Annotated in this window: 21 protein-coding genes and 1 rRNA gene; 20 read left to right on the top strand and 2 right to left on the bottom strand. The window is 44.7% G+C overall.

The genetic code is table 11. The features are described 5' to 3' along the window. Window positions 1-180 precede the first annotated feature (180 nt). The 20 genes from rrf (at window position 181) to EO124_RS01585 (ending at window position 23,593) form a co-directional block, all read left to right on the top strand. Window positions 181-297 (top strand): 5S ribosomal RNA (gene rrf, locus EO124_RS01680). Window positions 298-1,278: 981 nt separating this feature from the next. Continuing rightward, window positions 1,279-2,301, top strand: coding sequence for a sulfate ABC transporter substrate-binding protein (locus EO124_RS01675; protein WP_127058059.1), 1,023 nt, complete (start codon window positions 1,279-1,281; stop codon window positions 2,299-2,301). Window positions 2,302-2,309: 8 nt separating this feature from the next. Then, entirely contained in the window at window positions 2,310-3,224 is a 915-nt protein-coding gene (gene cysT / locus EO124_RS01670) for a sulfate ABC transporter permease subunit CysT (RefSeq protein WP_127058058.1), read from the top strand. 1 nt (window position 3,225) lies between these two features. Continuing rightward, complete coding sequence (locus EO124_RS01665; protein ID WP_127058057.1) at window positions 3,226-4,062, top strand: sulfate ABC transporter permease; 837 nt, start codon at window positions 3,226-3,228, stop codon at window positions 4,060-4,062. A 113-nt stretch (window positions 4,063-4,175) separates the two neighbouring features. Beyond that, window positions 4,176-5,264, top strand: a complete 1,089-nt coding sequence (locus EO124_RS01660) for an ABC transporter ATP-binding protein (RefSeq protein WP_127058056.1) — start codon at window positions 4,176-4,178, stop codon at window positions 5,262-5,264. A 154-nt stretch (window positions 5,265-5,418) separates the two neighbouring features. After that, window positions 5,419-7,209, top strand: a complete 1,791-nt coding sequence (locus EO124_RS01655; protein WP_127058055.1) for an adenylyl-sulfate reductase subunit alpha — start codon at window positions 5,419-5,421, stop codon at window positions 7,207-7,209. Further along, on the top strand, window positions 7,206-7,520 hold the full coding sequence (locus tag EO124_RS01650) for a 4Fe-4S dicluster domain-containing protein (protein ID WP_021840429.1): 315 nt from the start codon (window positions 7,206-7,208) through the stop codon (window positions 7,518-7,520). Before EO124_RS01655 ends, EO124_RS01650 begins: the two co-directional genes overlap by 4 nt. A gap of 50 nt (window positions 7,521-7,570) precedes the next feature. Next, window positions 7,571-8,470, top strand: coding sequence for a sulfate adenylyltransferase subunit CysD (cysD, locus tag EO124_RS01645; protein ID WP_127058054.1), 900 nt, complete (start codon window positions 7,571-7,573; stop codon window positions 8,468-8,470). 72 nt (window positions 8,471-8,542) lie between these two features. Continuing rightward, window positions 8,543-10,231, top strand: a complete 1,689-nt coding sequence (locus EO124_RS01640) for a sulfate adenylyltransferase subunit 1 (protein WP_127058053.1) — start codon at window positions 8,543-8,545, stop codon at window positions 10,229-10,231. Window positions 10,232-10,696: 465 nt separating this feature from the next. Beyond that, the gene (locus EO124_RS01635; RefSeq protein ID WP_127058052.1) at window positions 10,697-11,977 is read left to right on the top strand and encodes an FAD-dependent oxidoreductase; all 1,281 of its coding nucleotides are present in this window, start codon (window positions 10,697-10,699) and stop codon (window positions 11,975-11,977) included. Further along, window positions 11,974-12,255: a ferredoxin family protein gene (locus EO124_RS01630; protein ID WP_006555881.1), complete on the top strand. Its 282-nt coding sequence runs from the start codon at window positions 11,974-11,976 to the stop codon at window positions 12,253-12,255. The genes EO124_RS01635 and EO124_RS01630 overlap by 4 nt, the downstream gene beginning before the upstream one ends. Before the next feature lie 14 nt (window positions 12,256-12,269). Then, window positions 12,270-13,070 (top strand): electron transfer flavoprotein subunit beta/FixA family protein, encoded by an 801-nt coding sequence (locus EO124_RS01625; protein WP_127058051.1) that lies wholly within the window; start codon window positions 12,270-12,272, stop codon window positions 13,068-13,070. A gap of 13 nt (window positions 13,071-13,083) precedes the next feature. After that, complete coding sequence (locus EO124_RS01620; RefSeq protein ID WP_127058050.1) at window positions 13,084-14,091, top strand: electron transfer flavoprotein subunit alpha/FixB family protein; 1,008 nt, start codon at window positions 13,084-13,086, stop codon at window positions 14,089-14,091. 337 nt (window positions 14,092-14,428) lie between these two features. Then, entirely contained in the window at window positions 14,429-17,326 is a 2,898-nt protein-coding gene (locus EO124_RS01615; protein WP_127058049.1) for a YadA-like family protein, read from the top strand. Between the two features lie 341 nt (window positions 17,327-17,667). Next, on the top strand, window positions 17,668-18,129 hold the full coding sequence (locus EO124_RS01610; protein WP_127058048.1) for a MarR family winged helix-turn-helix transcriptional regulator: 462 nt from the start codon (window positions 17,668-17,670) through the stop codon (window positions 18,127-18,129). Then, the gene (locus EO124_RS01605) at window positions 18,126-18,845 is read left to right on the top strand and encodes an ABC transporter ATP-binding protein (RefSeq protein ID WP_127058047.1); all 720 of its coding nucleotides are present in this window, start codon (window positions 18,126-18,128) and stop codon (window positions 18,843-18,845) included. The genes EO124_RS01610 and EO124_RS01605 overlap by 4 nt, the downstream gene beginning before the upstream one ends. 3 nt (window positions 18,846-18,848) lie before the next feature. Next, the gene (locus EO124_RS01600; protein ID WP_127058046.1) at window positions 18,849-20,390 is read left to right on the top strand and encodes an ABC transporter permease/substrate-binding protein; all 1,542 of its coding nucleotides are present in this window, start codon (window positions 18,849-18,851) and stop codon (window positions 20,388-20,390) included. 194 nt (window positions 20,391-20,584) lie between these two features. After that, window positions 20,585-21,295, top strand: coding sequence for a DUF554 domain-containing protein (locus EO124_RS01595; protein ID WP_127058045.1), 711 nt, complete (start codon window positions 20,585-20,587; stop codon window positions 21,293-21,295). A gap of 254 nt (window positions 21,296-21,549) precedes the next feature. Then, window positions 21,550-22,716 carry an iron-containing alcohol dehydrogenase gene (locus EO124_RS01590; RefSeq protein ID WP_127058044.1) on the top strand — a complete coding sequence of 389 codons (1,167 nt, stop codon included), beginning with the start codon at window positions 21,550-21,552 and terminating at the stop codon, window positions 22,714-22,716. A 91-nt stretch (window positions 22,717-22,807) separates the two neighbouring features. After that, window positions 22,808-23,593, top strand: a complete 786-nt coding sequence (locus tag EO124_RS01585) for a RibD family protein (RefSeq protein WP_127058043.1) — start codon at window positions 22,808-22,810, stop codon at window positions 23,591-23,593. Window positions 23,594-23,805: 212 nt separating this feature from the next. Here the strand turns inward: EO124_RS01585 and EO124_RS01580 are convergent, their stop codons facing one another. After that, the gene (locus tag EO124_RS01580) at window positions 23,806-24,990 is read right to left on the bottom strand and encodes an SAM-dependent methyltransferase (protein WP_127058042.1); all 1,185 of its coding nucleotides are present in this window, start codon (window positions 24,988-24,990) and stop codon (window positions 23,806-23,808) included. Window positions 24,991-25,425: 435 nt separating this feature from the next. Beyond that, a complete protein-coding gene (megL, locus tag EO124_RS01575; protein WP_127058041.1) occupies window positions 25,426-26,622 on the bottom strand; it encodes a methionine gamma-lyase in 1,197 nt (398 codons plus the stop codon). Between the last annotated feature and the right edge of the window lie 74 nt (window positions 26,623-26,696).

Below are 26,696 nucleotides of genomic sequence, written 5' to 3'. Positions count from 1 at the left end.
TGGTTGATAGGCCAGGTGTGGAAGAGCTGTGAGGCTTGGAGCTGACTGGTACTAATAGATCGAGGGCTTTACTTACTAAAATACTGTAGTCTAATTTATAACAAAGAATTAGCCTAATGCGCGAAAACATATAAAACATCTACACTTCTATGTGGTTTTCAGAGTACAAGCTCTGACAAATTCAGTGGCGATAGCTACGAGGATCCACCTGTTTCCATCTCGAACACAGTAGTTAAGCTCGTATACGCCGAAAGTACTTGGCTGGAAGCGGCCTGGGAGGATAGGTAGTCGCTGATTGACTAAAATAAAGACGGTCATACCGAAAGGTATGGCCGTCTTTTATTTTACTGATGAGTCACTACGTGCCTCACCAGGCCAGATTCCAGCCAATATTGTAGAGGTGTGCAGTATCTTCAAGGTAGGATAAGCGGCACTGGGAAAAGTAGGGCAAACGATTTGAAGGAGCAAAGCGACGAACAAATCGTATTGCATCACTTTCTTTCGGGCCGAGCGAAGCGATGGCGAGAATGATAGGTAGTCGCTGATTAGGGCCGGACGTACTCAGCGTCTACTAATTAATATATAAAGCAGCGAGCGAAGAAATGCGGAGAACCTCTAAATCAAAAGAGCTTTCTCTCTCTAGCCTTTATATCACTAAAAAAGTCACGAAAGCGAAGCAATGCGGCCCCGCCCTAAACCAACCGAACATTACTCCACTACACCTTTTGCACCACATGATAGCCTTTCAAACCCCACCATTTGAAAAATAAATTAATAGATGACCCAAATACATATATATATTATCTATTATATATAATAGAATAACCCTATATATACTGATAAATAATATCATTTAAAATACAAAGGATATGCTATATCCCTTGTATAACCCGAAAAATAGGCACAAATCCTAATATATCATAAAAAAGAATTTAACCATTTTAAGAAATATATTCAATTAAAAACATATATAATAAACTATAGTATTTATATTGTCTTTAATTGCTTCATATCCTATTGACAATGTATGATTTAAAAAGTACAATCAAACACAGCTTTACATTTTACGCACTTAGTGCGCCTTAAATACCTGTTAAAATTGTAGGAATTAAAAATTAAACTGAATAAATATATGAATCCGTCAAAGATGCTGAGAGAACAGATTAATATAGCAATTCGGTTTTTTCACAATAAACAGTATGATTTGGGAAAGAAGCGAGAGTTATGGTACGACGTGTACCGCATAAGAGAGAGTTTAAAAGATAGAAGGTTATAATTATGAAACGAAGAGGTTGGTATGTACTTCTTTCGGTAGGCATAGTGGGGGCTATGCTATGGGGAGCCGGTCATTCGTTTTCGTCGCAAAGCAACAGTCAGGTGACAACCTTGACGAATGTATCCTATGACCCGACTCGAGAGTTTTACGAGGCATATAATGCCGATTTTTCAAAATATTATAAAGAACGAACCGGTAAGGACGTAGAAATTCATCAGTCCCACGGCGGATCGGGCAATCAGGCTCGGGCCGTGGTAGAAGGCTTTGACGCCGACGTGGTGACCTTGGCGCTGGCTCAAGACGTGAATTTACTGCAGAAGGTTCATCTGTTAGACTCTAGTTGGGAGTCGCAGTTACCGAACTATTCGGCACCCTATACGTCCACGGTAGTATTCCTGGTTCGTAAAGGCAATCCGCTGCAAATTAAAGATTGGGCGGACTTGGTAAAACCGGGTGTGCGTTTAATTGCACCGGATCCTAAGAGTAGCGGCGGTGCTTGTTGGATTTTCCTCTCCGCTTATGCCTATGGCGAAGGTCCGAACAATGACACGGCTAAAGGCAATGATTTTGTTAAAAAACTATACAACAATGTGACCGTAATGGATGCCGGGGCTCGTGCTTCGACGACGACCTTTGTTGAAAACAAGCAGGGCGATGTGCTATTGGCTTGGGAAAATGAAGCCAAACAGATTATGGAACATTATCCCGGCGAGTATGAAATCGTAATGCCGTCCGTTTCGATAGTAGCGGAGCCGAGTGTGGCCGTAGTGGCGGAAATTGCCAAGAAACATGGTACCTACGAAGTGGCTCACGAGTACTTGGCTCATCTCTATGAGCCGGATAGTCAACGACTCATTGCTAAATACGGTTTCAGACCGACGGATCCGAATGTTATGAAGGAAGTGGCCACAGAGTATCCGTCACCGGCCCGTATGGTCACGATTCGAGATTTTGGCGGTTGGTCGGCTGCCTATGAGCGCTTTTTCGTAGATGGCGCCCTATTCGATACAATTCGCGATGAATAGGAGGGCCTATGAACGAGCAGAATCAAACAAATGAAATTAAACGTATTCCACCGGTACGAATCGAAGGTCCGAAGCGTCAGACGAGTGGTAAAAAAGCAAAAACACCGCGTTTGTTACCCGGCTTCGGCTTAACCTTAGGCGTAACGCTTACCATATTATCTATTATAGTTATTTTGCCAATTGGCACCATATTGGGCTTTGCCTTGCAAATTCCGCCGGCTACCTTTTGGCAGGCCATTTCAAAACCAGTCGTATGGCATGCTTTTGCCACGAGTTTGACCACCGCTTTCGTGGCGGCGGCCATTAACCTCGTGTTCGGCACCTTATTGGCGTGGATTTTGGTGCGTTACACCTTCCCGGGACGGCGCATTATCGATAGCCTTATTGAGTTACCCTTCGCCTTACCGACGGCGGTAGCGGGGATTACCTTATCCAAGCTCTACTCTGAGACAGGTCTTTTGGGCAGTGCATTGGTCAAACTGGGCGTATCCATTGTTTATACCAAAATAGGTATTATCATCGCTTTAGTATTTGTGGGCATTCCCTTTGTAGTTCGCTCTGTGGAGCCCGTGTTGGCAAAATTGGACGGATCCTACGAAGAAGCGGGTGCCGTGTTGGGCGCCAATAACTTTACGATTTTCAGACGCATTATTTTACCGGAAATCTTACCGGCCGGTCTTGCCGGTTTTGCCTTGGCCTTTGCCAGAGGGCTCGGTGAGTACGGTAGCGTTATCTATATTTCCGGTAACAGCGCTAAGGCGCAGACGCAAGTCGTGTCCTATGTGATTATGCAAAAACTCAATTATGTGGATTATGAGGGGGCCACTGCCATGGCGTTAGTGCTCCTCGTATTGGCCTTTTTAATTTTGCTTTCCGTGAACCTAATGCAACTGCGTCAGGCACGGCGGTTAGGAGGTCGATAATATGAAACAGTCAAATTGGGTGAAAAATATACTGATTACACTGGGCTTTATCTTTGTAATCTTAATGTTGGTCTTTCCGTTGGTAACGGTAATCATCAGTTCCTTAGCGCAAGGCTGGGGCTTTTACTTAAAAGCGATTACGACTCCATATGTACTATCCGCTTTGGGTTTGACCCTCGTAGCGGCCTTGGTAGCCGTTGTAGTCAGTGGCTTTTTCGGCCTCTGTGCGGCGTACTGTATCGGTAAATTCGATTTTAAGGGGAAACAGTTCCTCATGACTTTAATCGATGTGCCGTTCTCCATTTCACCGGTTATTGCGGGTCTTGCCTTTATCATGGTATTCGGCCGCATCGGTTGGGGCTATGGAATTTTAGATACGATTAACCAGTGGCTCGGCACGAATTGGCGCGTTGTCTTTGCCTTGCCGGGTGTTTTCTTGGCAACGATTTTTGTAACCTTGCCGTTCGTGTTCCGCGAAGTGATTGCCATCATGCATACGCGGGGACGTGAAGAGGAAGAAGCGGCGGTCCTCATGGGGGCATCGGGATTGACCGTTTTTTGGAAAGTAACCTTTCCGCAAATTAAGTGGGCTTTTTTATACGGCGTCTTATTATGTGCGGCTCGTGCTTTGGGGGAATTCGGGGCCGTAGCAGCCTTGTCAAAAGCTCGCGGCAGCACCTTTACCTTGCCGCTCGAAATTGACGCATTATACATGTCAGGTTCGGCGACGGGCGTAACGGCAGCCTTTGCAGCATCCTCTTTATTGGTGTTGATGTCCGTATTATTGCTCTTATTAAGAGCCTATGTGGAACATCGCGTCGGTCATGCCGGCGATTAGAGTTTTTAAGATTGAATAAAGTTAGCCAATGAGTGCAAATAAGTATCTATTTACACCATAAATAGTATAAGAATATAACTTGAAGAAGATAAGAGAGAATTTGAGGTGATTAAATGGGCGTAACGTCGGCGGCGTCATCAAGCTATGTGGCGATGACCGGAATATATAAGCAATACGGCGATTATGAAGCATCGAAAGATGTTAACTTTGAGATCACGGAAGGTCGTATTGTGGCCTTATTGGGACCCAGCGGTAGCGGGAAGACGACGATTCTACGCATGCTGGCAGGGCTTGAACATCCTGACGAAGGGGATATTCATATTGCCGGTCAGCGGGTGAATGAAATCGTACCGGCTAAACGTGGCATCGGGTTTGTTTTTCAAAACTACGCCTTATTCCGTCATATGACGGTGTTTGATAATATTGCTTTCGGTTTGGACGTACAAAACGAGGACAGAGGTAAAATTGAAAAGCGTGTTACCGAATTGCTGGACTTGGTGGGGCTTGCTAATTTGCGAGATCGCTATCCGGGGGAATTATCCGGCGGTCAACGGCAGCGTGTGGCGTTTGCTCGTGCGTTGGCACCGAGACCGCATGTACTCCTTTTGGATGAACCATTTGCAGCCATTGATGCGAAGGTAAAACATGATTTACGACAATGGCTTAAAGCGACTATTAAGAAATCGGGCATTACCAGCATCTTCGTGACACACGATCAGGAAGAAGCAGTGGAATTGGCCGATGAAATTATCGTAACGAACAATGGTCGCATCGAGCAGATGGGGACGCCGGAAGAAATTTACGGTCAGCCGGCAACACCGTTTGTAGCCGGTTTCATGGGTAAAGCCAAGGGCATTATGAACTACGAGAAGCTGGTTGGTTTTGACAAAGAAGAAGATTTCGACTGGGCTATTATTCGGCTGGAATTTGTGGCAGTTTATAAAAAAGACGCCGACCATGGCAACAAGAGTGCCGTGGAACATGGTGTGGTAGAAGCCGTGACCTTTCAAGGAACAAGGCTCAGCATGCAGATTCGTATCGGTGAGCATACACTTGAAGCGGAGCAGCCAATTGAGGCTAACATGTTTACCGTTGGCGAAGAAGTGGATGTACTCATCTATCGACTGTTCTTATGCAGCAACACGGACGTTCATATTGCCAAGAACAAAGCGCTCGAACCGGGCCAAGTGTTCTATATTTAATGATAGTCAGTCGTTAACGGCAAAGATGAACGACGTATCAGTAATATGCAATCATAGGCAGATAGCATTTGATGCTGAAGTGGATGTTATCACCTATAATCAAATAATATTCAGCCATTAAGTAGGCATTATAGAAATTAGGTGGAATGGGATTATGAAATTTGAGAAGCGAGAGCGAATTGAGACGGATGTCCTCATCATCGGGGGCGGCACGGCGGGCTGTTACGCGGCGCTGACTTTGCAAAAAGAAAGCAACCCGAAGGTTCTCATCGTAGAAAAAGCGGCCATTCGACGCAGCGGTTGTTTGGCGGCCGGCGTGAATGCGCTGAACGCGTATATCGTAAAAGGCCGTAAGCCGCAGGATTATGTGGACTATGCCACGAAGGACGCGGCCGGTATTGTCCGTCACGATTTATTGCTCACCATGAGCGAACGCCTTAACGGCGTAACAAAAGTACTGGAAGATTTGGGGCTCGTTATTTTAAAAGACGAAAACGGCGAGTACATGGCCCGCGGTAATCGTAACATTAAGATTAACGGTGAAAACATTAAGCCGATTCTGGCTGATGCGGTACTTCAATTACCGAATACAACGGTTATGGAACATGTTATCATGACCGATTATTTGGTAGAAAACGGCGAAATTAAAGGGGCCGTTGGTTTTTCACTACGCAACAATGTAGCCTATGAAATCTATGCACCCTATGTGATTTGTGCTACCGGTGGGGCGGCCGGCCTGTATCGCCCTAATAATCCGGGTTTTTCACGCCATAAAATGTGGTATTCACCGTTCAACACAGGCGCCGGATATGCCATGGGCATTAAAGCGGGCGCGGAAATGACCACTTTTGAAATGCGTTTTATCGCTCTTCGTTGTAAAGATACGATTGCTCCGACCGGTACCATTGCCCAGGGCGTGGGCGCTAAGCAGGTCAATGCGGACGGCGAAGTGTATGAAACAAAGTACGGCCTTACCACTTCGCAACGCGTGTACGGCACGGTGAAAGAAACACTCGATGGCAACGGTCCTTGTTACTTGGCTACCGAAGGCATCACGAGCGAGCAGAACATGGACCTTTTAAAAGCGTATCTTAACATGGCACCGGGCCAGACTTTAAAATGGCTCGAATCCGGTGAAGGTCCGCAACAGCAGAATGTGGAAATCGAAGGAACGGAGCCATACATTGTAGGCGGTCATACGGCGAGCGGTTACTGGGTAGATACGAAGCGTGAAACGACAATTCGCAATCTATTTGCAGCCGGTGACGTAGCCGGTGGTTGTCCGCAGAAATATGTAACCGGTGCCTTGGCCGAAGGTGAAATTGCAGCCTTGGCCATTGCCGAACGTTGGCAAAAGGAACAACGAGCGAATGCAGGAGCTGCGGATAATGCCACAACAGGCGGCAAAGAAAACGCAGCCGGAACTGTAGTAAATAATGGTATTTCCGCTACTGTAGCGACACAAGCCAAAAGCTATTTGGATGCGTATGATACATTCCTTACCGGTGAGGCTCCGCTTTACACGACGGAACAGATCAAAGAAGCGATGCAACGCGCCATGGACAGCTATGCCGGCGGTATCGGCTCCTACTATCGTTTTAACGGTAAGCAATTGGCCAAAGCGAAAGCCCGTATCGAAGAACTCATTGGCATGGCGGAACAGCTGAAAGCGGCAAACCTCCATGACTTGCTGTTTATCTACGAACTCAAAGAGCGCTTGGTAGTATGTTTAACCTTGATTGCTCATTTGGGAGCCCGTAAAGAAACACGTTGGCACAGTTTTGCGGAAAACCTGGATTATCCGGAAACCAGTGATGAATGGCTCTGCTACGTTAATTCCGTGGCAACGGACAAGGGTATTGAAATCCATAAGCGCCCATTGGTAACAACGGACAGCTATGAACATCAAGACGGCGCGGCCGTTAGCAAAGGAGGCACACTATGAGCATCAAAATTGATCAACAGACATGCGTAGGTTGTCAGCGGTGCGTTAATATTTGCCCCGGCAGCTTACCGGCTATGAATGAAGCGGGGAAAGCCTTTATGGCTTATCCGAAGGATTGTTGGGGCTGTATGGCCTGCATTAAGGAGTGCCCGGTAGGCGCTATCGCCTACTTCCTCGGTCCTGATATGGGCGGCCTCGGCGGTACTATGAAAGCGCGTCGCGACGGTCAGTATTGGAATTGGGAATACACCTCGCCGACCGGTGAGAGTCAGACCATCGTGGTCAATGCCCAGGAATCCAATAAATATTAAGCTTTAATATTTTTCAAATAAATCACAGAGTTAAAGAGAGAAGGTTTAGCATGAGTGAATACAGCCATTTAGACGAATTGGAAGCGGAAGCCATATATATTATCCGCGAAGTAGCGGCGCAGTGTGAAAAGCCGGTTATGTTGTACTCCATCGGGAAGGACAGCTCGGTAATGCTCCACTTGGCGCGCAAAGCGTTTTATCCGGAAAAACCGCCGTTTCCGTTTTTACATGTAAACACAACGTGGAAATTCAAAGAAATGATTAAATTCCGTGATGAAACAGCCAAGAAATTCGGCCTCGACATGATTGAATACATCAATCAGGACGGCGTGGACCAGGGAATCAACCCGTTTGACCACGGTTCGGCGTATACGGATATTATGAAAACACAGGCCTTGAAACAGGCACTCAACAAATACGGTTTCACGGCAGCGTTTGGGGGCGGTCGTCGTGACGAAGAAAAATCCCGTGCGAAGGAACGTATCTTCTCCTTCCGTAATGCGTCGCACGGCTGGGATCCGAAGAACCAGCGTCCGGAAATGTGGAAACTTTACAACGCCAAAATTAATAAAGGCGAAAGTATCCGCGTTTTCCCATTGTCCAACTGGACTGAAAAAGACATTTGGCAATATATTAAACGTGAAAACATCGACATTGTATCCTTGTACTTCGCGGCGGAACGTCCGGTCGTATACCGCGACGGCAATATCATCATGGTTGATGACGACCGTTTCAAACTTCTTCCGGGTGAAAAAATCGAGCAGAAGAAAGTTCGCTTCCGGACTTTAGGTTGCTATCCGTTGACCGGTGGTACCGAATCCGATGCGACCACTTTAGATGAAATTATCGAAGAAACCTTGTCGGCTGTATCGTCTGAACGCACGACCCGTGTTATCGACAGTGAAGCGGCGGGCAGTATGGAACGTCGCAAACGTGAAGGTTATTTCTAATACATACATAACGATGACGGCCGTTCTTTTTGAAAAAGAACAAGCCTTGGGGATGACAGAGAGGATACAACGATGAAAGGACTTTTAAAATTTATTACCTGTGGCAGTGTGGATGACGGTAAATCCACACTCATCGGCCACATTTTATATGATGCAAAATTATTATATGCGGACCAGGCGAAAGCCTTGGAATTGGAAAGTAAAGTGGGCAGTCGCGGCGGCGCCATCGACTACTCCTTATTGCTCGACGGCCTCATGGCGGAACGCGAACAGGGGATTACCATTGACGTAGCATACCGCTATTTTACCACCGACAACCGTAGCTTTATCGTAGCGGACACGCCGGGCCACGAAGAATACACTCGTAACATGGCGGTAGGTGCGTCGTTTGCGGATTTAGCCATTATCCTGGTGGATGCTTCGCAGGGCATTTTGGTGCAGACCCGTCGTCATGCACGTATTTGTGCGCTCATGGGGATTGAGTCGTTCGTGTTTGCCGTGAACAAAATGGACCTTGTAGGCTATAAAGAAGATGTGTTCCGCAACATTGAAGCGGACATCGCGGCGCTTGCTAAAGAAGTAGGCCTCAAGCAAGTACAGGTGATTCCTGTTTCGGCCACCGAAGGGGATAACATTACCGTTAAAGCAACCACCATGCCTTGGTACGAAGGACCGGCCTTATTGCCATACCTTGAAACCGTGGATGCCTCCGGGGCAGCCGAAGACGGTTTCTACATGCCCGTACAGCGCGTTTGCCGCCCGAACCACACCTTCCGCGGCTTCCAAGGGCAGGTGGAAGCAGGCAAGATAGCCGTAGGTGATACCTTAACCGTATTGCCGAGCGGTGAATCGGCGAAAGTTAAAACCTTGATGGTTGGTTTTGACGAAGTGCAGGAAGCGAAAAACGGCCAGCCGTTGACCGTTGAACTTGACCGTGAAATCGACGTGTCCCGCGGCAGTGTGCTCGTAAAACAGACGGGTATTGAAATCGCTCAGACCGCCAGCGTTAAACTCCTTTGGATGGATGACGAACCGCTTGAAGTAGGTAATGAATACCTCGTAAGCCTCGGAACCAAACAGGTGGCCGCTACGGTGACGGATATTCAGTATCAAATCGATGTAAACAGCGGCGAGCATTTGCCGGCTGCGGAACTTGGTAAAAACAGTATTGCCCTTTGCACCCTGCACTTCCAGACGCCGGTCGTTATGGATGAATTCCGTCGCCATAAGACATTGGGTGAGTTAATCCTTATCAACCGTGTTAGCAACATGACCTCCGCTTGCGGCGTTGTAGAAGCCGTTGGGACTACAGCAGAGCAACACAGCTTTGAAGGCAAAGGCTTGAAAGCGCGCGGTGACGTGTTTGATGAATTCTACTACAATGTGGAAGGCCTCAAAGTAGATAAGATTCGTCCTAACCGCACGACCTTTAACGTAGGCGACAGCTTACCGCTCGCCGGTGCCAGCTATAACTATCCGGCTAACTTTGATATCTTGGTTCTCCGTGATAAAGTGGCCATCGAAGTACGCGACGGTAAATTGGCGAATATCGTACCGTTGGCTGATTATACATACAACGACGTACCGGTTGTGAATGGTCGCGGTTTTGCCGTACAGGTTAACTCCGCCGATGATGTAAAGCAATTCATCGAAGAATCTTCCGATGATGCGTTGCAACACGATGGTGCATGGCATGATAAATGGCTTCGTTTTGAAACGTACCGTAAAATCATATTCCATGATTCCTTCTGGTCGATTTAAGATTATAAGCGAATAAGACTAAGCAGTCATACCGTACATTACTGTGTGGCTGCTTTTTTATTGCCTTCATACGACTCATGCCTTGAGCAATATTGATTGATTTTGAGCGACATATATTTTATTCGCATAGTCCTATATCCGTCAAAATCTACGGCCATTTTCTTTTTTAATCACCTACATGTTAAAAATAAAACTCTGTTGAGATAAATAATCTATTCAATTTGAACCCTTGGTCAGTTTTGATTAATTTTAATATATAGAATATATTTTACAATGCAAAAGAGGTATTTTATAAATTCACTTAGAATATATATAATAGTGAGTATAAAGTAAAATATCGATATGGTATTTTGCAAATTTCTAAGCTGTGTTTACCCACGGTGGGTCGCAAAAGGCCGAGGTGGGACGTAACTGTTTTATTTTTAAATGTATATAATATACAGTATATTACACAAGGAGAACAGCATGGAACAATTTGATGCAATTGTTGTAGGCGGTGGCTTAGCAGGTGCGGCAGCTGCTTACCGAATGGCCAAAGCGGGCGTGAAAGTGCTATTGGTTGAACGAGGGAGTTATGGGGGCGCTAAAAACATGACGGGTGGTCGTATTTATACCCATTCGTTAGAAGAGTTAATCCCTGATTTTAGAAAAACGGCTCCGTTGGAACGCAAAGTAACGAAGGAGCGCATCTCTATTTTGGAAGGCGGCAGAGCGACGACCGTTGAATATGAAGCGGAACCGGCTCAGCCGAAAGACGAATCCTATGTGGTATTGCGCGGCGTTTTTGATAAATGGTTGGTTGAACAGGCTGAAAAAGCCGGGGCCGTTGTAGTTAACCGGATTCAAGTCAGTGAACTCCTCATGGAACACGGCAAAGTGGTAGGCATTCGTTGCGGCAAAGATACTTTGCGCGCCGATGTAGTCGTATTGGCTGACGGCGTTAACTCCTTATTGGCTGAAAGAGCCGGTTTGCGTAAGCCGATTACCGAAGCCGAAGTAGCTGTTGGTGCTAAAGAAGTATACAGCTTCAATAAAGGCGTGTTGGAAGAACGCCTCGGCCTCGAAGGTAATGACGGTTTGTCTTGGCTTTTCATGGGCGATATTACGCACGGCCTCATGGGTGGCGGTTTTATCTATACCAATAAAAACAGCCTTTCCGTTGGTGTCGTAGTAGGTCTTGAACACATCGGCGAATCGGACGCTACCATCGAAGATATGATGAATGAATTCATGGCTTATCCGACAGTAGCTCGTTTGTTAAAAGGTGGCAAACTCCTTGAACGCAGCGGTCACATGGTTCCGGAAGCGGGTTATAAAATGGTAACCACCTTGAGCGGTGACGGCTTTATCATCGTCGGTGATGCGGCCGGCTTCTGTATCAACATGGGCTACACCGTACGCGGCATGGATTTTGCCATTGCGTCCGGCATGTACGCAGCCGATGCTATTATTAAAGCCAAACGCTTAGGCGATTACTCCGCCGGTGCGTTGCGTTACTACGATATTATGATTGAGGACAGCTTCGTAGGTAAAGATTTGAAAACCTATCGTCACTTCCCTGAATTCCTCAACAATCCGCGTATTTTCCAAAAATATCCGGGAATGGTCAACGGCATTATGTCCGATGTATTTACCGTTAACGGCGACGGCGCGAAACCGCTTGTTCCTAAATTATTGAAACGGGCTACCGGTGTAGGCCTTGTTAACTTGGCTATGGATGCCCTTAAAGGAGGTCGTGCCCTATGACAAACTTAGAAGAAAAATTAGGCGTTAATAAATATTACGTAAACGAAGGTCATCCGCACATTGAAATCATTCATGATTATCCGGATATGAAGGAAAAAATGAAACTCGTCAATGCCTGCCCGGCCGGTTTATATACCTTAAACGACGACGGTACGCTTGCATTTGATTACGCCGGTTGCGTAGAATGCGGTACCTGCCGAGTTTTATGCGGCAAAACGATTGTAACTAAATGGGAATACCCGGACGACACGAAGGGTATTGAATTTCGTCAAGGCTAATAGGGAGGCTGACTATGGAATTACTCGTATGTATCAAGCAAGTGCCGGATACGTCTGAAATCAAGCTCGATCCGGAAACGAACACTTTAATTCGTACCGGCCTGCCAAGTATTGTCAATCCGTTTGACATGAATGCGCTCGAAGCGGCTTTGGCCGTTAAAGATAAATATCCGGGAACACGCGTTTCCGTCATTACCATGGGACCGCCGCAAGCGTCCGTGGCGTTAAAAGAATGTATCTCCATGGGTGCCGATGATGCGTACCTCATTACCGACCGTGCTTTTGCCGGTGCCGATACCTTGGCTACCAGTTACACTATCGCCTGTGCCATCTCCAAAGTGCAGGAAGACCAGGGCAAACCGTTCGATATGATTTTCTGCGGTAAACAGGCCATTGACGGTGATACGGCGCAAGTAGGTCCGCAAATTGCGGAAGAACTCGGCATTCCTCAGGTTACCTATGTGTGCGGTATCGAAGTGAACGATAATATTGTACGGACCCAGCGTGAACATGAAGAAGGCTTTGAAGTATTGGATACGCCAATGCCGATGCTCCTAACGGCCGTTAAATCCCTCAATGAACCACGCTATCCGACCCTCCATAATTCCATTCGTGCTACCCAGTACGAAGTTAAGACGATTACCGTTAAAGACATGACGACGGATCCTAAGCGTTTAGGCCTTCAAGGTTCGCCAACCCGTGTACGTAAAGTATACAGCCCACCTATGCGCTCCGCCGGTACCATGTTGACCGGTGCTGTTTCGGAATCCGTGGCCACGGTTATGGATGTGTTAAAACAAAAAGAACTTATCTGATAGCTAAGGAGGAATTACGGTGTTTGAAGAATACAAAGGTGTCTATGTCATTGCTGACTGTTTTGACGGTCAGGTGCGCAAAGTCACATACGAATTAATTGGTCAGGCCCGCCTCATAGCGGATCAGTTGCAAGAAGATGTACATACATTGCTTCTCGGCGCCAAAGTGGCCGGCGAAGCACAAAGCCTTATCGAGTATGGCAGCGATTACGTTCATGTATTTGAACATCCTTTATTGGCTCGCTATACGACGGACGGCTACACAAAAGTTATTACCGATTTCTTTGCTCAAAATAAACCGAATGTTATCCTCATCGGTGCTACTAACGACGGTCGCGATTTGGCACCGCGTATCTCCGGTCGTATGAAAAACGGCGTTGTAGCGGACTGTACGATTCTATCCGTAAGTACATCCGACGGCCTTGTAGAATGGACTCGTCCGGCGTTGGGCGGTAATATTTTAGCGGAAATCATCTGTCCGGAACATCGCCCGCAAATGGGCTCCGTTCGTCCGAACGTGTTCAAAATGCCGGAACGCCAGGAAGGTCGTCAAGGTCATATCAACCAAGTTGATGTTCAGCTCACTGATGCAGACATTCGCAATCGTTTCGTCGAAATGATTAAGGTAGACATGAACGATGTTAACATCGAAGAAGCGGAAATTATTGTGGCCGGTGGTCGCGGTATGGGTTCTCCTGAAAACTTCAAAATCTTGGAAGAATTGGCTGATGCCCTCGGCGGCGTACTCGGTGTAACCCGTCCGATTGTTGAAAAAGGCTGGTATCCGTTGAGCCGTCAGGTTGGCCAAACCGGTAAAACGGTAGCGCCTAAATTGTACTTGGCCTTCGGTATCTCCGGTGCTATTCAGCATACGGCCGGCATTACGGGCTCCGATATGATTGTAGCTATTAATAACGATCCGGAAGCAGCTATTTTCAAAGTGTGCGACTACGGTATCGTAGGCGACGCCATGGAAGTGGCTCGTGAAATGATTGCTCAAACCAAGGCAATTAAAGGATAAACTAAATATTAGATTGTTTATTTATTGATAAAATTTATGATAAGACCATAGCGTTATTACGCTATGGTCTTTTTGTGTTTTATTCGATTAATATTGAGAAAAATATAAAATGAATGAAATTATAATGTGATAGTTTGAAAAATAATTTTTATTCACTGGTTTATGTTTTATGAGAAACAGTGATAAAATAATGGCTATATGTCTTGTGGGGGGGGGTACAAATATGATAGTATTTAGATATAAATGAAGTCGTGATGAATTGATTGGTATAGGTAATAATCAATTCACTGTTTTCAAAACGTTAGTTAGTGGACGTATTTTGAGAGGAGTATTGGGTATGAAAATCAAGAAAAATGGTCATCGCGTAGTGAAGGCATCTTTGGGGAGTGCAGTTTTATTAAGTTTGTTGTTAGGGGGACAAGTTTTTGCGGCGGATAATATCGTTGTAGATAGTAGTACGGCTACAGGTACGACTAATACCGTAACCGATGACACGACCGCCCGTATAGTGGGAACCGGGAATAAAGTTACAACAAGCAATGATGCTGAAGTTATTGGCGATGGGAATATTGTAGACAAAAGTAAGAGTCAGACAGTAATAGGTGATAATAATAAAATTAGAAATAGAACGAATAATGAAGCTCTTGCTAATGTTACAGATTTAACGATTGGTAGTGGCAATATTATTGGTGGTAGGGGACCTTGGCCTAATAAGTGGAATTCGTTAACTGTTATTGGTAACAATAATACTTCGACTAGTCCAGACTCAGGTATTCTTATTGGTGATAATCATGATATTAGCAGTATTCGTGACTCTGTTGTGATTGGCTCCTTGGATCCTTCTGAAAAGACAGACCGACAGATTACGGATAGAGCGGTCGTCATTGGATATCATGCTCAAACTATTAATTTTGGTACTGTAGTTGGCTATGGCGCAAAGTCTTTAGGTTATGAGGGAACAATTACCGGACATAATTCCATTGGCGAAGCAGGAACTTATTTTTCGACAATATATGGGGTTGACAATAAAGTGATAGGTCGTTCCCCTTATGATATAAGCAGTACAGCGACAAATACGATTGTTGGTACTTTGAATAAAGCCGAGATGTCGACAAACTCAATGATTTTAGGAGCCGGTAACCAAGTAAAACATTCTACAGGTAATCGTAGTGAAGGGTTAGATGGATTTTTTGGTAATGCACGTTTTTCAGATATAATGTTTAACAGTCAATATGCGGTAGGATATACGGATCGACTTTCTGATTTAATGGGGGATTTTGCGCTACTTAATGGAGGTTCTGTTTCGACTCTGGGAAATAGTAATAAATTAGATTATGCAAAACTATCTTCGATTATTGGGACAGCAAATACTTTGAATGGTAAAGAATCGGCACCTAGTACTTATAATACGATTTCAGGGTATCAAAATAGAGGGACTAATGTAAATAATGTTTCTGTTATGGGAACTGGCAATACTCTAAGTGATGCAACGACGGATATTGTGATTGGTGATTATCATAAGTTATCCGGTGGCGATAACAACGTTATTCTTGGATTTATGGAAACTAAAAATACTTTTGAAGATAGAACTTTTATACCCCGTGCTTTAGATCCGAGGACTGGCACAGAATGGGTGGGAGAAACAGTGCCTTATGTAGTAGAAGTAAAGACTCCGGTGAAGGCCCATACGGAAAATGTTAATAATGCCGTTATGCTTGGTTACAATACCGATGTACAGGTAGATGGCGGCGTGGCTCTTGGTAGTCAGTCCATTGCATCTATTGATAAAGGTGTTTATGGGTATAATCCAATAACAGGTAGTAATTTTGTAAATGAAGCAGTTATTGCTGATTTTGTTGGCAAGAGTGAGCGATTAAGTGAATTGAATAATAGTTTGGCCGGATTAGAAGGTGACTATACAGTAGCAAAAACTGAATATGAAAGTAAGTCCTCTGAGTATGTAGAAAAGAGTCTTGCTTTAACCCAAAAAGTTCAACGACTTAATAATCTTGATCCAACATCAGATGAAGCGGCAAATATTAGAGCTGAAATTCCATCTCTTAAAGCTGCTCAAGAGTCTGCTAAGTTAGATATGGATAAAGCTGAGACTGCGATGAATGACGCTAATAAAGCTTACACAGCCGCTGTATCAGAAAAGAATCAGATTACTTCTGCGTGGAAGTCCAATGCTGCAGCTGTTTCCGTTGGCGACAGTGAAGCCGGGATAACTCGTCAAATTACTAATGTAGCAGCAGGTACTAATGATACTGATGCTGTTAACGTGGCTCAACTTAAAGCAGCTGTAGACGCAGCTGGTACAGGCTTACAAGCAAGTAACAATGCTTTGAGTTATGAAGACAATAAATTATCCTTAGCTATTAAAGATTCGGATGGTAATGACTTTATTACAGGCAATGTAGAAATATCTGATTTAGCCAATTCTATTAATACTCGTAATAGTGTAGGTAACTTTGATGGTGACAATACCATTACGATTGAAAAAGCTGAAGGCGTAAATGAATTTAATGGCGTGAAATACCAACTCAAAGTTAACACTGATGGTAAGGTAGCCGCAGATAATAAAGGTGTTGTTAATGGCGGTACTGTCTACAACGAAACCCGTGTAGCCAAAGATGGTACTTACGTTAAACAATCTAAATCTGCAGGAGAAAACTTGACTGCTTTGGATAGCCAAGTAGCGGCCAATACAACTCAAATTACCCAGAACACCAATAATATCACTTCTATTTCCAACGAAGTAAGCAACATTACCAATAACGTAACCAGCTTAAACAGCCAAGTTAATAAATTGGATAATCGAATTAATCGTGTCGGTGCCGGTGCCGCCGCATTAGCTGCTTTACATCCGCAAGATTATGATCCGACTGCTAAGTGGGATTTTGCGGCCGGGTATGGCAACTACAAATCGGCCAATGCAGTAGCTATCGGTGCATTCTATCGTCCGACGAATGATTTGTTATTCTCCGTAGGCACCAGCATGGGCGGCGGTGAAAACATGTTTAACGCCGGTGTGAGCATTAAATTCGGTAAGGGTAGTGAATACTCTAACTACTCCAAAACTGATTTAGTCTCCGTAATCTCTAGCCAGCAAGCGGAAATCAGTGCAGTTAAAGCCGACAATGAAGCTATCAAAGCGGATAATGAAGCTAAAACTAAACGTATCGAAGCGTTAGAAAAACAGATGCAGGAAATTTTAAGCCAAATCAATCGCTAAGAGATTTCATAATGCATGTACTGTAACCGATTGTGAGGTTAGTTCCCCTCAATCACAGCACCCAAAAACCAAAAATTCATTTTAAAACACTTTTATCAAAAACTCACTTAAAAGGACGTACATCATTGTCAAAGCAACCCGGGCTCTGACGAGATGTACGTCTTTTTTCTTTAACGGCCTTCTTTTATTCTGTGTTCAGTCCTTTTGTTTTATGGCTTAATTAATTCATTGATAAACCTCTATAGGTCAAATTATTTGACTTATAGAGGTTTTTAGATATATAATTAAATTGTAAAAAGTTTTGACTGAAAAGAGGGATTATATGAAGGTGGTGGTAGTGAATGACTGATATTTTACCGGCAACAAAAGAATATTCCAGAATTCGCGACAACCAGATGTCGATTTTTGAAAATTATGCTCGTAAGAACGGCATGCAGAGCAAGGCGCTGACGATTCTGATGTGGATTTACTATAATCCCGAGGGGATTACGCAGCAACGCATTACGCGCAAGACGTACTCCACGAAACAGGTCGTCAATGCGACCATTAAGAACTTCAAGGACAAGGGCTATATCTTTTTTGAAGAAAATCCTGAAGATAAACGGACAAAAGTGATTAAATTGACCGAAGACGGCCGTAGCTATGCATCATCTATATTGGATGCACTGGAAGCAGCGGAAAATGCGGCTATGAAGGAATTAACGGCCGAGGAGCAGGATGTCTTACTCCGGGCCGGTGAAAAGTTTACTACGGCATTGGCCAAGAACATTGATGAATTACGGGAACGGCAGGTGAAACAATGATTGAATTTAAGAATGTAAGTAAGTTGTATAAAGAGAAAGCGGCACTCCGTAATATCAACATGACCATTGAGTGCGGTGAATTTTTTGTCCTCGTTGGCACGAGCGGTAGCGGTAAAACGACGACACTCAAGATGATTAACCGTCTTTTGACACCAACGGAAGGCACGGTTTTGATTAATGGTGTTGATGTACAGCAGTCAGAGCTGAGAGAACTGCGCTTAAACATCGGTTATGTATTACAGGCCGGTGCTTTATTTCCGAATTTAACGGTGTGTGAAAACATCGAAATCATTCCGGAAATGAAGGGTTGGCCTAAAGAAGAACGGGTTAAAACAATTCATTCCTATTTGGAAATGGTAGGTTTGCCGCCGGACCAATATATGAATCGCTATCCGCATGAGCTCTCCGGCGGTGAACAGCAACGTGTGGGGATTCTGCGAGCCATCGTAACACGGCCTTCGATTCTCCTCATGGACGAACCGTTCAGCGCCCTCGACCCGATTAGCCGCAATCAGTTACAGGAGCTCATTAAACGACTCCATGATACGTTTAAAATGACGATTGTATTTGTAACTCATGACATGGCGGAAGCGGTGAAGTTGGGCACGCGTATTTGCGTCATGAGTAAGGGCGAAATTGTGCAGCTCGATACGCCGCAAGTGATTAAAGAGCAGCCGGCGCACGAAGTGGTTAAGCGTTTTTTCTACGAGGGGTAAATCATGGACACATTATATAGTACATTCATTGAACGACAGGGTGAATGGGTACAATTGTTGGTAGAACATGTGCAAATCTCCATGATTGCTCTGTTTATTGCCATCTTATTATCTGTACCGTTTGCTATCTTCGTTGTAAAATACAAAAAAGCATCGGAAATCACCTTGCAGGTGGCCGGCATTTTACAGACGATTCCGTCGTTGGCCTTATTGGGCCTCTTTATTCCGCTCCTTGGCATCGGCAAGGTACCGGCCATCGTAGCGCTCGTTATTTACGGTTTGTTCCCAATTTTGCAAAACACGATTACCGGCTTGCAGAGTATCGATCCACTCCTTCAGGAGGCGGCTGATGCTTTCGGTATGAATCGCTGGGAAAAGCTCAAAAAGTTTGAACTGGTACTCGCCATGCCGTCCATTATCGGTGGGATTCGTACGTCGTCGGTTATGTTAATCGGTACGGCTACGTTGGGTGCTTTAATCGGGGCCGGCGGTCTCGGAGCCTTCATCTTACTCGGGATTGACCGCAATAACTCCGATTTGATTCTTATCGGGGCAATTTCGGCGGCACTGCTGGCCGTATTGTTCAGCGTGATTATTAAGTTTTTAGAAACAAAATCTTTAAAAGTTATCGGGTCTTCCTTCCTGGCTGCCTTAGTATTATTGGTCTTCTCTACGATTAATGTGGGCGGCCTTGGCGGTGTTGGCAGCATCGGCGGTCACCCGACGCTGATAGCGGCCGGCAAGCTGGGCTCGGAGCCGGAAATTTTGATTAATATGTATAAGGAACTGATTGAAGATCAGACGGATATTAAAGTTGTTGTTAAGCCAAGCTTCGGTAAGAAGAGCTTCTTGTATGAAGCACTTAAAAAAGGCTCCATCGATATGTATCCTGAGTTTACCGGTACGGTAACATCCGCCTTGTTACAACCACCGCTGACGAATATCGGGAATAATCCGAAGACGGTGTATGAAGCGGCTAAAGAGGGGATTTTAAAACAAGATAATTTGGTATTGTTGGAACCAATGGCATACCAGAATACCTACGCTTTGGCGGTAAAACGTTCTTACGCGGAAGCGCATGGGCTTAAAACGATTTCCGATTTGCAAAAAGTCGTAAATACGGCTACAGCCGGTTTCTCCTTAGAGTTTAATGACCGCTCCGACGGTAACAAGGGCTTGCAGTCCCTCTACGGGCTTAACTTCCACGTGGTGACCATGGAGCCGAGTCTTCGCTATGAAGCCATTGACCAGGGCAATGTGGATGTCATCGATGTGTTCTCCACGGACCCTGAGATTATCACGCACGATTTGGTAATGCTTGAAGATGACCGCGGTCTTTTCCCACCATATCAGGGGGCACCGTTATTACGGGCCGATACGCTAAAAAAATACCCTGAATTGGCACCTGTTTTAAATAAGCTGGCCGGTATGATTACGACGGATGAAATGCTTAAAATGAACTACGAAGTAGACGTGGACGGCAAGACGGCTAACGAAGTGGCGGTGGCCTACTTGAAAGCTAAAGGGTTATTACAACATAAATAGTATGTAAGGCTTGCGTGATTAAACAGATCCGTAAAGCATAATAATGCTTCGGCATGACAATAGTATGATACCTTCCCTTAAAAGGCTTTGCGGCGTGTCCGTGAAGCCTTTTAAAATATAGAATTTTACAGCCCTTATTATATGTTATAATCAGATTATCAGCTTTTTGAGAGACTTATGAAAGAAGGGATTGTATGCCTGGGATAGGTACTTTAATTAATATGTTAATCATCGTAGTTGGGGGACTCATCGGATTAACAGCACGCAATTATTTGAAACAACAGCTATTGGACACGTTGATGGTGGCCATGAGTGCTTGCATTATTTTTATCGGTATTGCCGGAGCCGTTCAAGAGTCACTCGTCTTTGACGGTCAAAAATTCGCTCTTACCAACTTGATGATGCTGGTAGTAACCTTTATTATCGGTACTGTCATCGGGGAATTTATTGATTTGGATAAAAAATTAGAGGATTTTGGCGCCTGGCTCCGTGTGAGAACTAAGAACGAAGGGGAAGGCGGTTTTACCCAAGCTTTTTTAACAGCATCTTTTACCGTCTGTATTGGTGCTATGGCGATTATCGGCTCTATTAAGGATGCCACGGGCGATCCGTCAATTTTGATTGCTAAGGCTATGATGGACGGCATTGTCGTTATGATTATGACCACCACTTTGGGCAAGGGCTGTATCTACTCCGCCATTCCCGTGGGCATAGTGCAAGGGTTGGTTACCCTATTGGCTATTTTTATTTCCCCATGGCTGACGAATCAGGCACTCAGTAATATATCGCTGACCGGCTCGATTATGATTTTCTTAATCGGTGTGAGCTTACTTACGGGTAAGCATTTTCGGATTGCTAATATGTTGCCGACCCTTGTGGTGGCAGCGTTGTGGGCGTGGCTGTAAGTTAATTTAATAAAACTCTGTCGTAATTTTACGGCGGAGTTTTTTTATTGCTTGACTTAAAGTCAACTTCAAGGGTTAAAATAAAAGTATAGGCATTGATAGCTAGCATGTATATAGAAGCTATTTGGCCGTGTAATACTTTATATTTTCTTTTGTTTGCTCATGGACCGGCGTAATATCAGTTGGCAATCCAAGGCAGAATTATTCGTGGTTACAGTATTGAATAGTTGTGTAAAGAAAGGAAAGGATACGTTATGTTAGGTACATTTACTTTTGAAAATCCGACGCGAATTCATTTTGGTCAAAATGCATTGGAATCATTGCAGCAGGAACTGCCGAAGTTTGGTAAGAATGTTCTTCTTGTATATGGTGGCGGCTCCATTAAAAAATCAGGACTATATGATCAAGTGGTTGAAATTTTAAAAGCCAACGGCAAGACGATTACCGAAGATGCCGGTGTTATGTCTAATCCTACGGTAGATAAATTATATGAAGGCATCGAACGGGCTAAAGCAGGCAATGTAGATTTTATCTTGGCTGTCGGCGGCGGTTCCGTTATTGACTATGCGAAAGCTGTGTCGGTATCGATTAATTGTAAGGAAGACCCATGGGAAAAATATTTTGAACGCATGGAGGATGTGGATTGTGAAATCGTACCGGTAGGTACTGTTTTAACAATGGTAGGCACAGGTTCTGAAATGAACGGTGGCTCTGTTATTACGAACCCCGCTAAAAAATTAAAAGTCGGCCATGTATTCGGTGCTAATGTATTCCCTAAATTCTCTATCTTAGATCCTACTTACACCTATACATTGCCTACGTATCAGATGGTAGCGGGATTCTTTGACATCATGTCTCACCTACTGGAACAATACTTCTCCGGTGAAGATGATAATACATCGGATTATGTAATTGAAGGGCTTTTACGTTCCGTGATTCACAGTGCGCGCATTGCCGTAAAAAATCCTAAGGACTATGAAGCACGCAGTAATATTATGTGGACGGCCACTTGGGCACTGAACACATTTACTCATATGGGTAAACCGGGCGACTGGATGGTTCATATGCTTGGCCAGGCGGTAGGTGCGTATACCGATGCCACTCATGGCATGACCTTGGCGGCGGTTTCCATTCCATACTACAAACATATTTTGCAGGCCGGCTTGCCTAAGTTTAAACGCTATGCCTTGAATGTGTGGAATGTAGATGGAACCGGTAAAACGGATGAAGAAATTGCCTTGGCCGGTTTAGATGCTATGGCCGATTACATGCGTGAAATCGGTGTGGTTATGAACTTAACCGATCTTGGCGTTACGCCTGACATGATTGAAGGCATTGCCGATGCCACCTTCATTCTTAAAGGCGGCTACAAAGTATTGTCACGTGATGAAGTCGTAGCTGTTTTAAAAGCCAGCTTATAATTTCCGACTATTGAGCCCTATTGTAGGCTGAGATTATGTTATACCGTAAGCTTGAGCTTAGGGTATACCTTAAAGGAAAGGATACAGTGTGATGACGAGACCTTATATTTTTTGCCATATGGAAACGAGTTTAGACGGTAAAATTATGGGAAAATACCTTTGGCGCCCCAATGCTGTCGATGAAGGCGATTCCTTTGACATAGTGCAACATCAGAAGTATGAGTACCAAGCGCTTATTTTAGGCCGTACGACGATTGATGATAATTTTACGTATTATGAAACACCACCGGTAAATGAAGCGGCGCCTGAGGTTCCAGCTGGCGACTTTATTGCTGAAGGCGCTTCTTTGGGGCAGTTCATGATTGCCATCGACAGTAAGGGTAAATTGGCATGGCCTGATAACACGGCGGAAGATGGTGATATGAAGCCGCATGTGGTGTCTATCTTAACGGAAGCCACGCCGAATAGTTATAAAGATTTTCTTCGTCAAAAAGGCATCAGCTATTTGATCTGCGGCAAGGATTCCGTTGATTTAGCTCTTGCTTGTGAAAAGATTAAGGACGTGCTCCATGTTGAAAAAATGATGCTCGGTGGCGGTGCCGTGCTTAACTGGAGTTTCCTCCAAGCCGGTCTTGTTGACGAAATAAGCCAGGTGATTGCGCCGGCTGCAGACGGCAGTACAGCAACACAGACACTTTTTATGGCAAAACCGGGTATCACCAAAGATCAGCCGATTCTCTTTAAACCGTTGAGTGTTGAAATCATGGAAGACGATGCCGTTTGGATTCGTTGGCAGGTCGGTGAAAAAGTAGAGTTCGACTTCGACAACGATCCGACGTATAAAGAAGTTATGGGCATGATTGAGGCTCATAAATAAGAGCTTTCTTACACGGCTAACATCACCGCCATAACTAATATCACAGCTATGATTACAGCTAAAACGTATAGTACGAAACTATAATATATTAAATAAACCCCGACTCATCGGTTGATGAATCGGGGTTTTGTTATGTCATGTTTAGCTCAAACAAATTATGGATTGTTTAAAGCGGTTTGTTGCAGTTCAGGCAATAACCACCATATTTTTGATTAATACCAACGCGTCATCGGTAAATCATTGTTGATGCCCTTGGTAGCTAGAATCTGATGTAAGTCCATCATGCCGTTCGCAAAAGCGGCGGCACAGCCGTTAAGGTATAAATCCCACATGCGAATGAAGCGTTCGTCGAATTTTTGGCGAATGGTTGGGAGCTGGGCACGGAAGTTTTTGTCCCATTCCAACAAGGTTTTATTGTAGTGCATGCGGAGGTTTTCTACGTCTAAGATGTGGAATTTATCGTCCGTCATATCGGAAATCATTTCACGCAGGCTTGGTAACATGCCGCCCGGGAAGATGTATTTGCTCATCCAAGCGTCGCCAGGTTTTTCATCCATACCGCTGATGAAGTGAAGGAGGAAAACACCGCCGTCAACGAGCACGGAGTCTACACAGTCGTTGAATAGCTGATAGTTTTCACGGCCTACATGTTCTACCATGCCAACGCTCACAACGCGGTCGAATTCTAGGCCCGATTTCGGTAAATCACGGTAGTCCATGAGTTTGACTTGGAGGTAATCTTCCAAGTGATTTTCCTTAATGCGTTCCTGGAATTTTTCATACTGTTCATGGCTGAGCGTAATGCCGGTGCCCTTGATTTTGTATTTTTTAGCCGCTTCGAGAAGCAAATAGCCCCAGCCGCAACCGATATCTAAGAGGCGCATGCCTTCTTTTAAATACAGTTTGTCCAAAATGCGGTGGATTTTATTCATCTGTGCTTCGTAAAGAGTCGTATTCTCATCTTCGAAGTAAGCACAAGAATACTGCATGGTTTCATCGAGCCAAAGGGAGTAGAAATCGTTGCCGATATCGTAGTGGCTCTGCACTTCTTCCGCCTGGTGTTTCTTGGTAAGCGGATTGTGGGTTAATTTGGTGAGTACGTCGCCGGCCGTGGAAAACTGATCCATCTGGCCGAGAAAATGGTTCAACGCGAAGTATAAATCGCCTTCAATTTCTAGATTGCCGTCCATGTATGCTTCGCCGAGAGCGATGGATGTACTCGCCATGAGCTTGTTTGCGGGAATGGGTTCCTTCATATCTACTGTAAAAAGAGGTTCCCCTTCGCCAATTATATATTCATTATCTTTAAATTTTACTTTAAAAGGATTGGCATCGAATCGTTTTAAGAAACTAATCATTGCCTTTTCCTCTATTTTTTCACCTAAGTTGCCTAACATCTCAAGGTACCTCCTTATTAAAATTTTGACTAGCTTGTTTTTATATACTAAAACTTTAGATGTGAAAAGTCAAACAATTTGGCGGTTGTAATATGTAATAATAGATATAGAAAATATAAATAGATGAAAATATTTTTATTATGTTATTATAAAAAATAATTAATAATGCCCCTACCTGAAAACACGAGGGTTACAGGCAAGGGCATTGTAGTAATTGAGAGTTCCTATCCACTACATAGTGTCTAATGAAATAAGTTTATTAGTTTTTAAATATAATGAGCGGATAGGAGTATCAAAATTCACGCATCGTTAAGGCCGACAATTTGCCGGTACCGGCCTTATGGCAAGTGTAAAAGGAGGCGTGAAGTGCTGCTGTTAATTTGAAGTAATTACGTTAGGATGCTAATCTTAATTGCTGATTGTGCCAATGTTGAACTATTTGGCGATTTGATCCAAAGCCTGGGCTAGATCGGCAATGATATCGTCCGCATCTTCGAGGCCTACGGATAAACGTACGAGACCTTCACTGATATTGGCAGCGGCCAATTCTTCTTTTGTGTAGGTGGAGTGTGTCATGGATGCGGCATGTTCGATGAGGGTTTCCGCATCGCCAAGGGAAACGGCTAAGCGGCAGAGTTTAACACTGTTCATAACAACAGCCCCTTCTTTGACGCCGCCTTTTAATTCAAAGGATACCATGCCGCCCGGTAAGGCCATTTGCTGTTTAGCTAAGTCATATTGCGGGAAGCTTGGTAAGCCCGGATAGTTTACGGATTTAACGGCCGGATGGGTTTCCAAGAATTGAGCCACTTTCATGGCGTTAGCACAATGGCGTTCCATGCGGATGGCCAAAGTTTTAAGACCGCGGGCTACGAGGAAGGCATCAAACGGGCTGAGTACGGCGCCGGTCATGTCTTTGATACCGTATAAACGAACTTGCGTTAAGAAGTCGGCAGAGCCGCATACAAAACCGGCAATTACGTCGCCGTGACCGTTTAAGTATTTGGTAGCGGAGTGAACCACTACATCGGCACCCAAGGATAATGGCTGTTGGATGTAAGGTGTGCAGAAGGTGTTGTCCACAACAACGAGGCAATCGGCCTCTTTATGGCTGATTTCGGCAATCGTTTTGATGTCTACGATTTTAAGCGTCGGGTTCGCCGGCGTTTCTAAATACACCACTTTAGTATTTGGTTTGAAGGCTTTTTTCACAGCGTCCACATCGCTCATATCAACGAAGGTAACTTCGACGCCCATGCGGGTTAATCCGTGGTTGAGAAGGGCGAAGGTGCAGCCGTACAAGGTGTCACACGCGATAACATGATCGCCCGCTTTCAGCGCCGTCCACAAGGTGGCGGAAATGGCGCCCATGCCGGATGCGGTGGACATACAAGCTTCGGCCCCTTCTAAAAGAGCTAATTTTTCTTCCAACTGCGTGTTGGTCGGATTACCTAAACGAGAGTAGATATAACCTCCTTCTTCGAGGGCAAAGCGACGACCACCCTGTTCGGCAGAGTCGAAAACGAATGTAGAAGTTTGGTAAATAGGTGCTGTTAAAGCTCCAAATGTATTAGGCGCTGCGCCGCCGTGAATTGCTTTAGTAGAGAATCCCTTGTTTTTTAAATCTTCCATGTTATATACCTCCTAAAAGTAAGTCTTTTTAAAACGGACAAGTTATTGGGAACACCGTTTATTTTGAGGTCAGT

Source organism: Veillonella ratti, assembly GCF_003992115.1.
In the GTDB taxonomy this organism is placed as follows: Bacteria; Bacillota; Negativicutes; order Veillonellales; family Veillonellaceae; genus Veillonella_A; species Veillonella_A ratti.
Note: the sequence above shows the minus strand (reverse complement) of the source record. Positions and strands in the feature narration are given on the sequence as shown.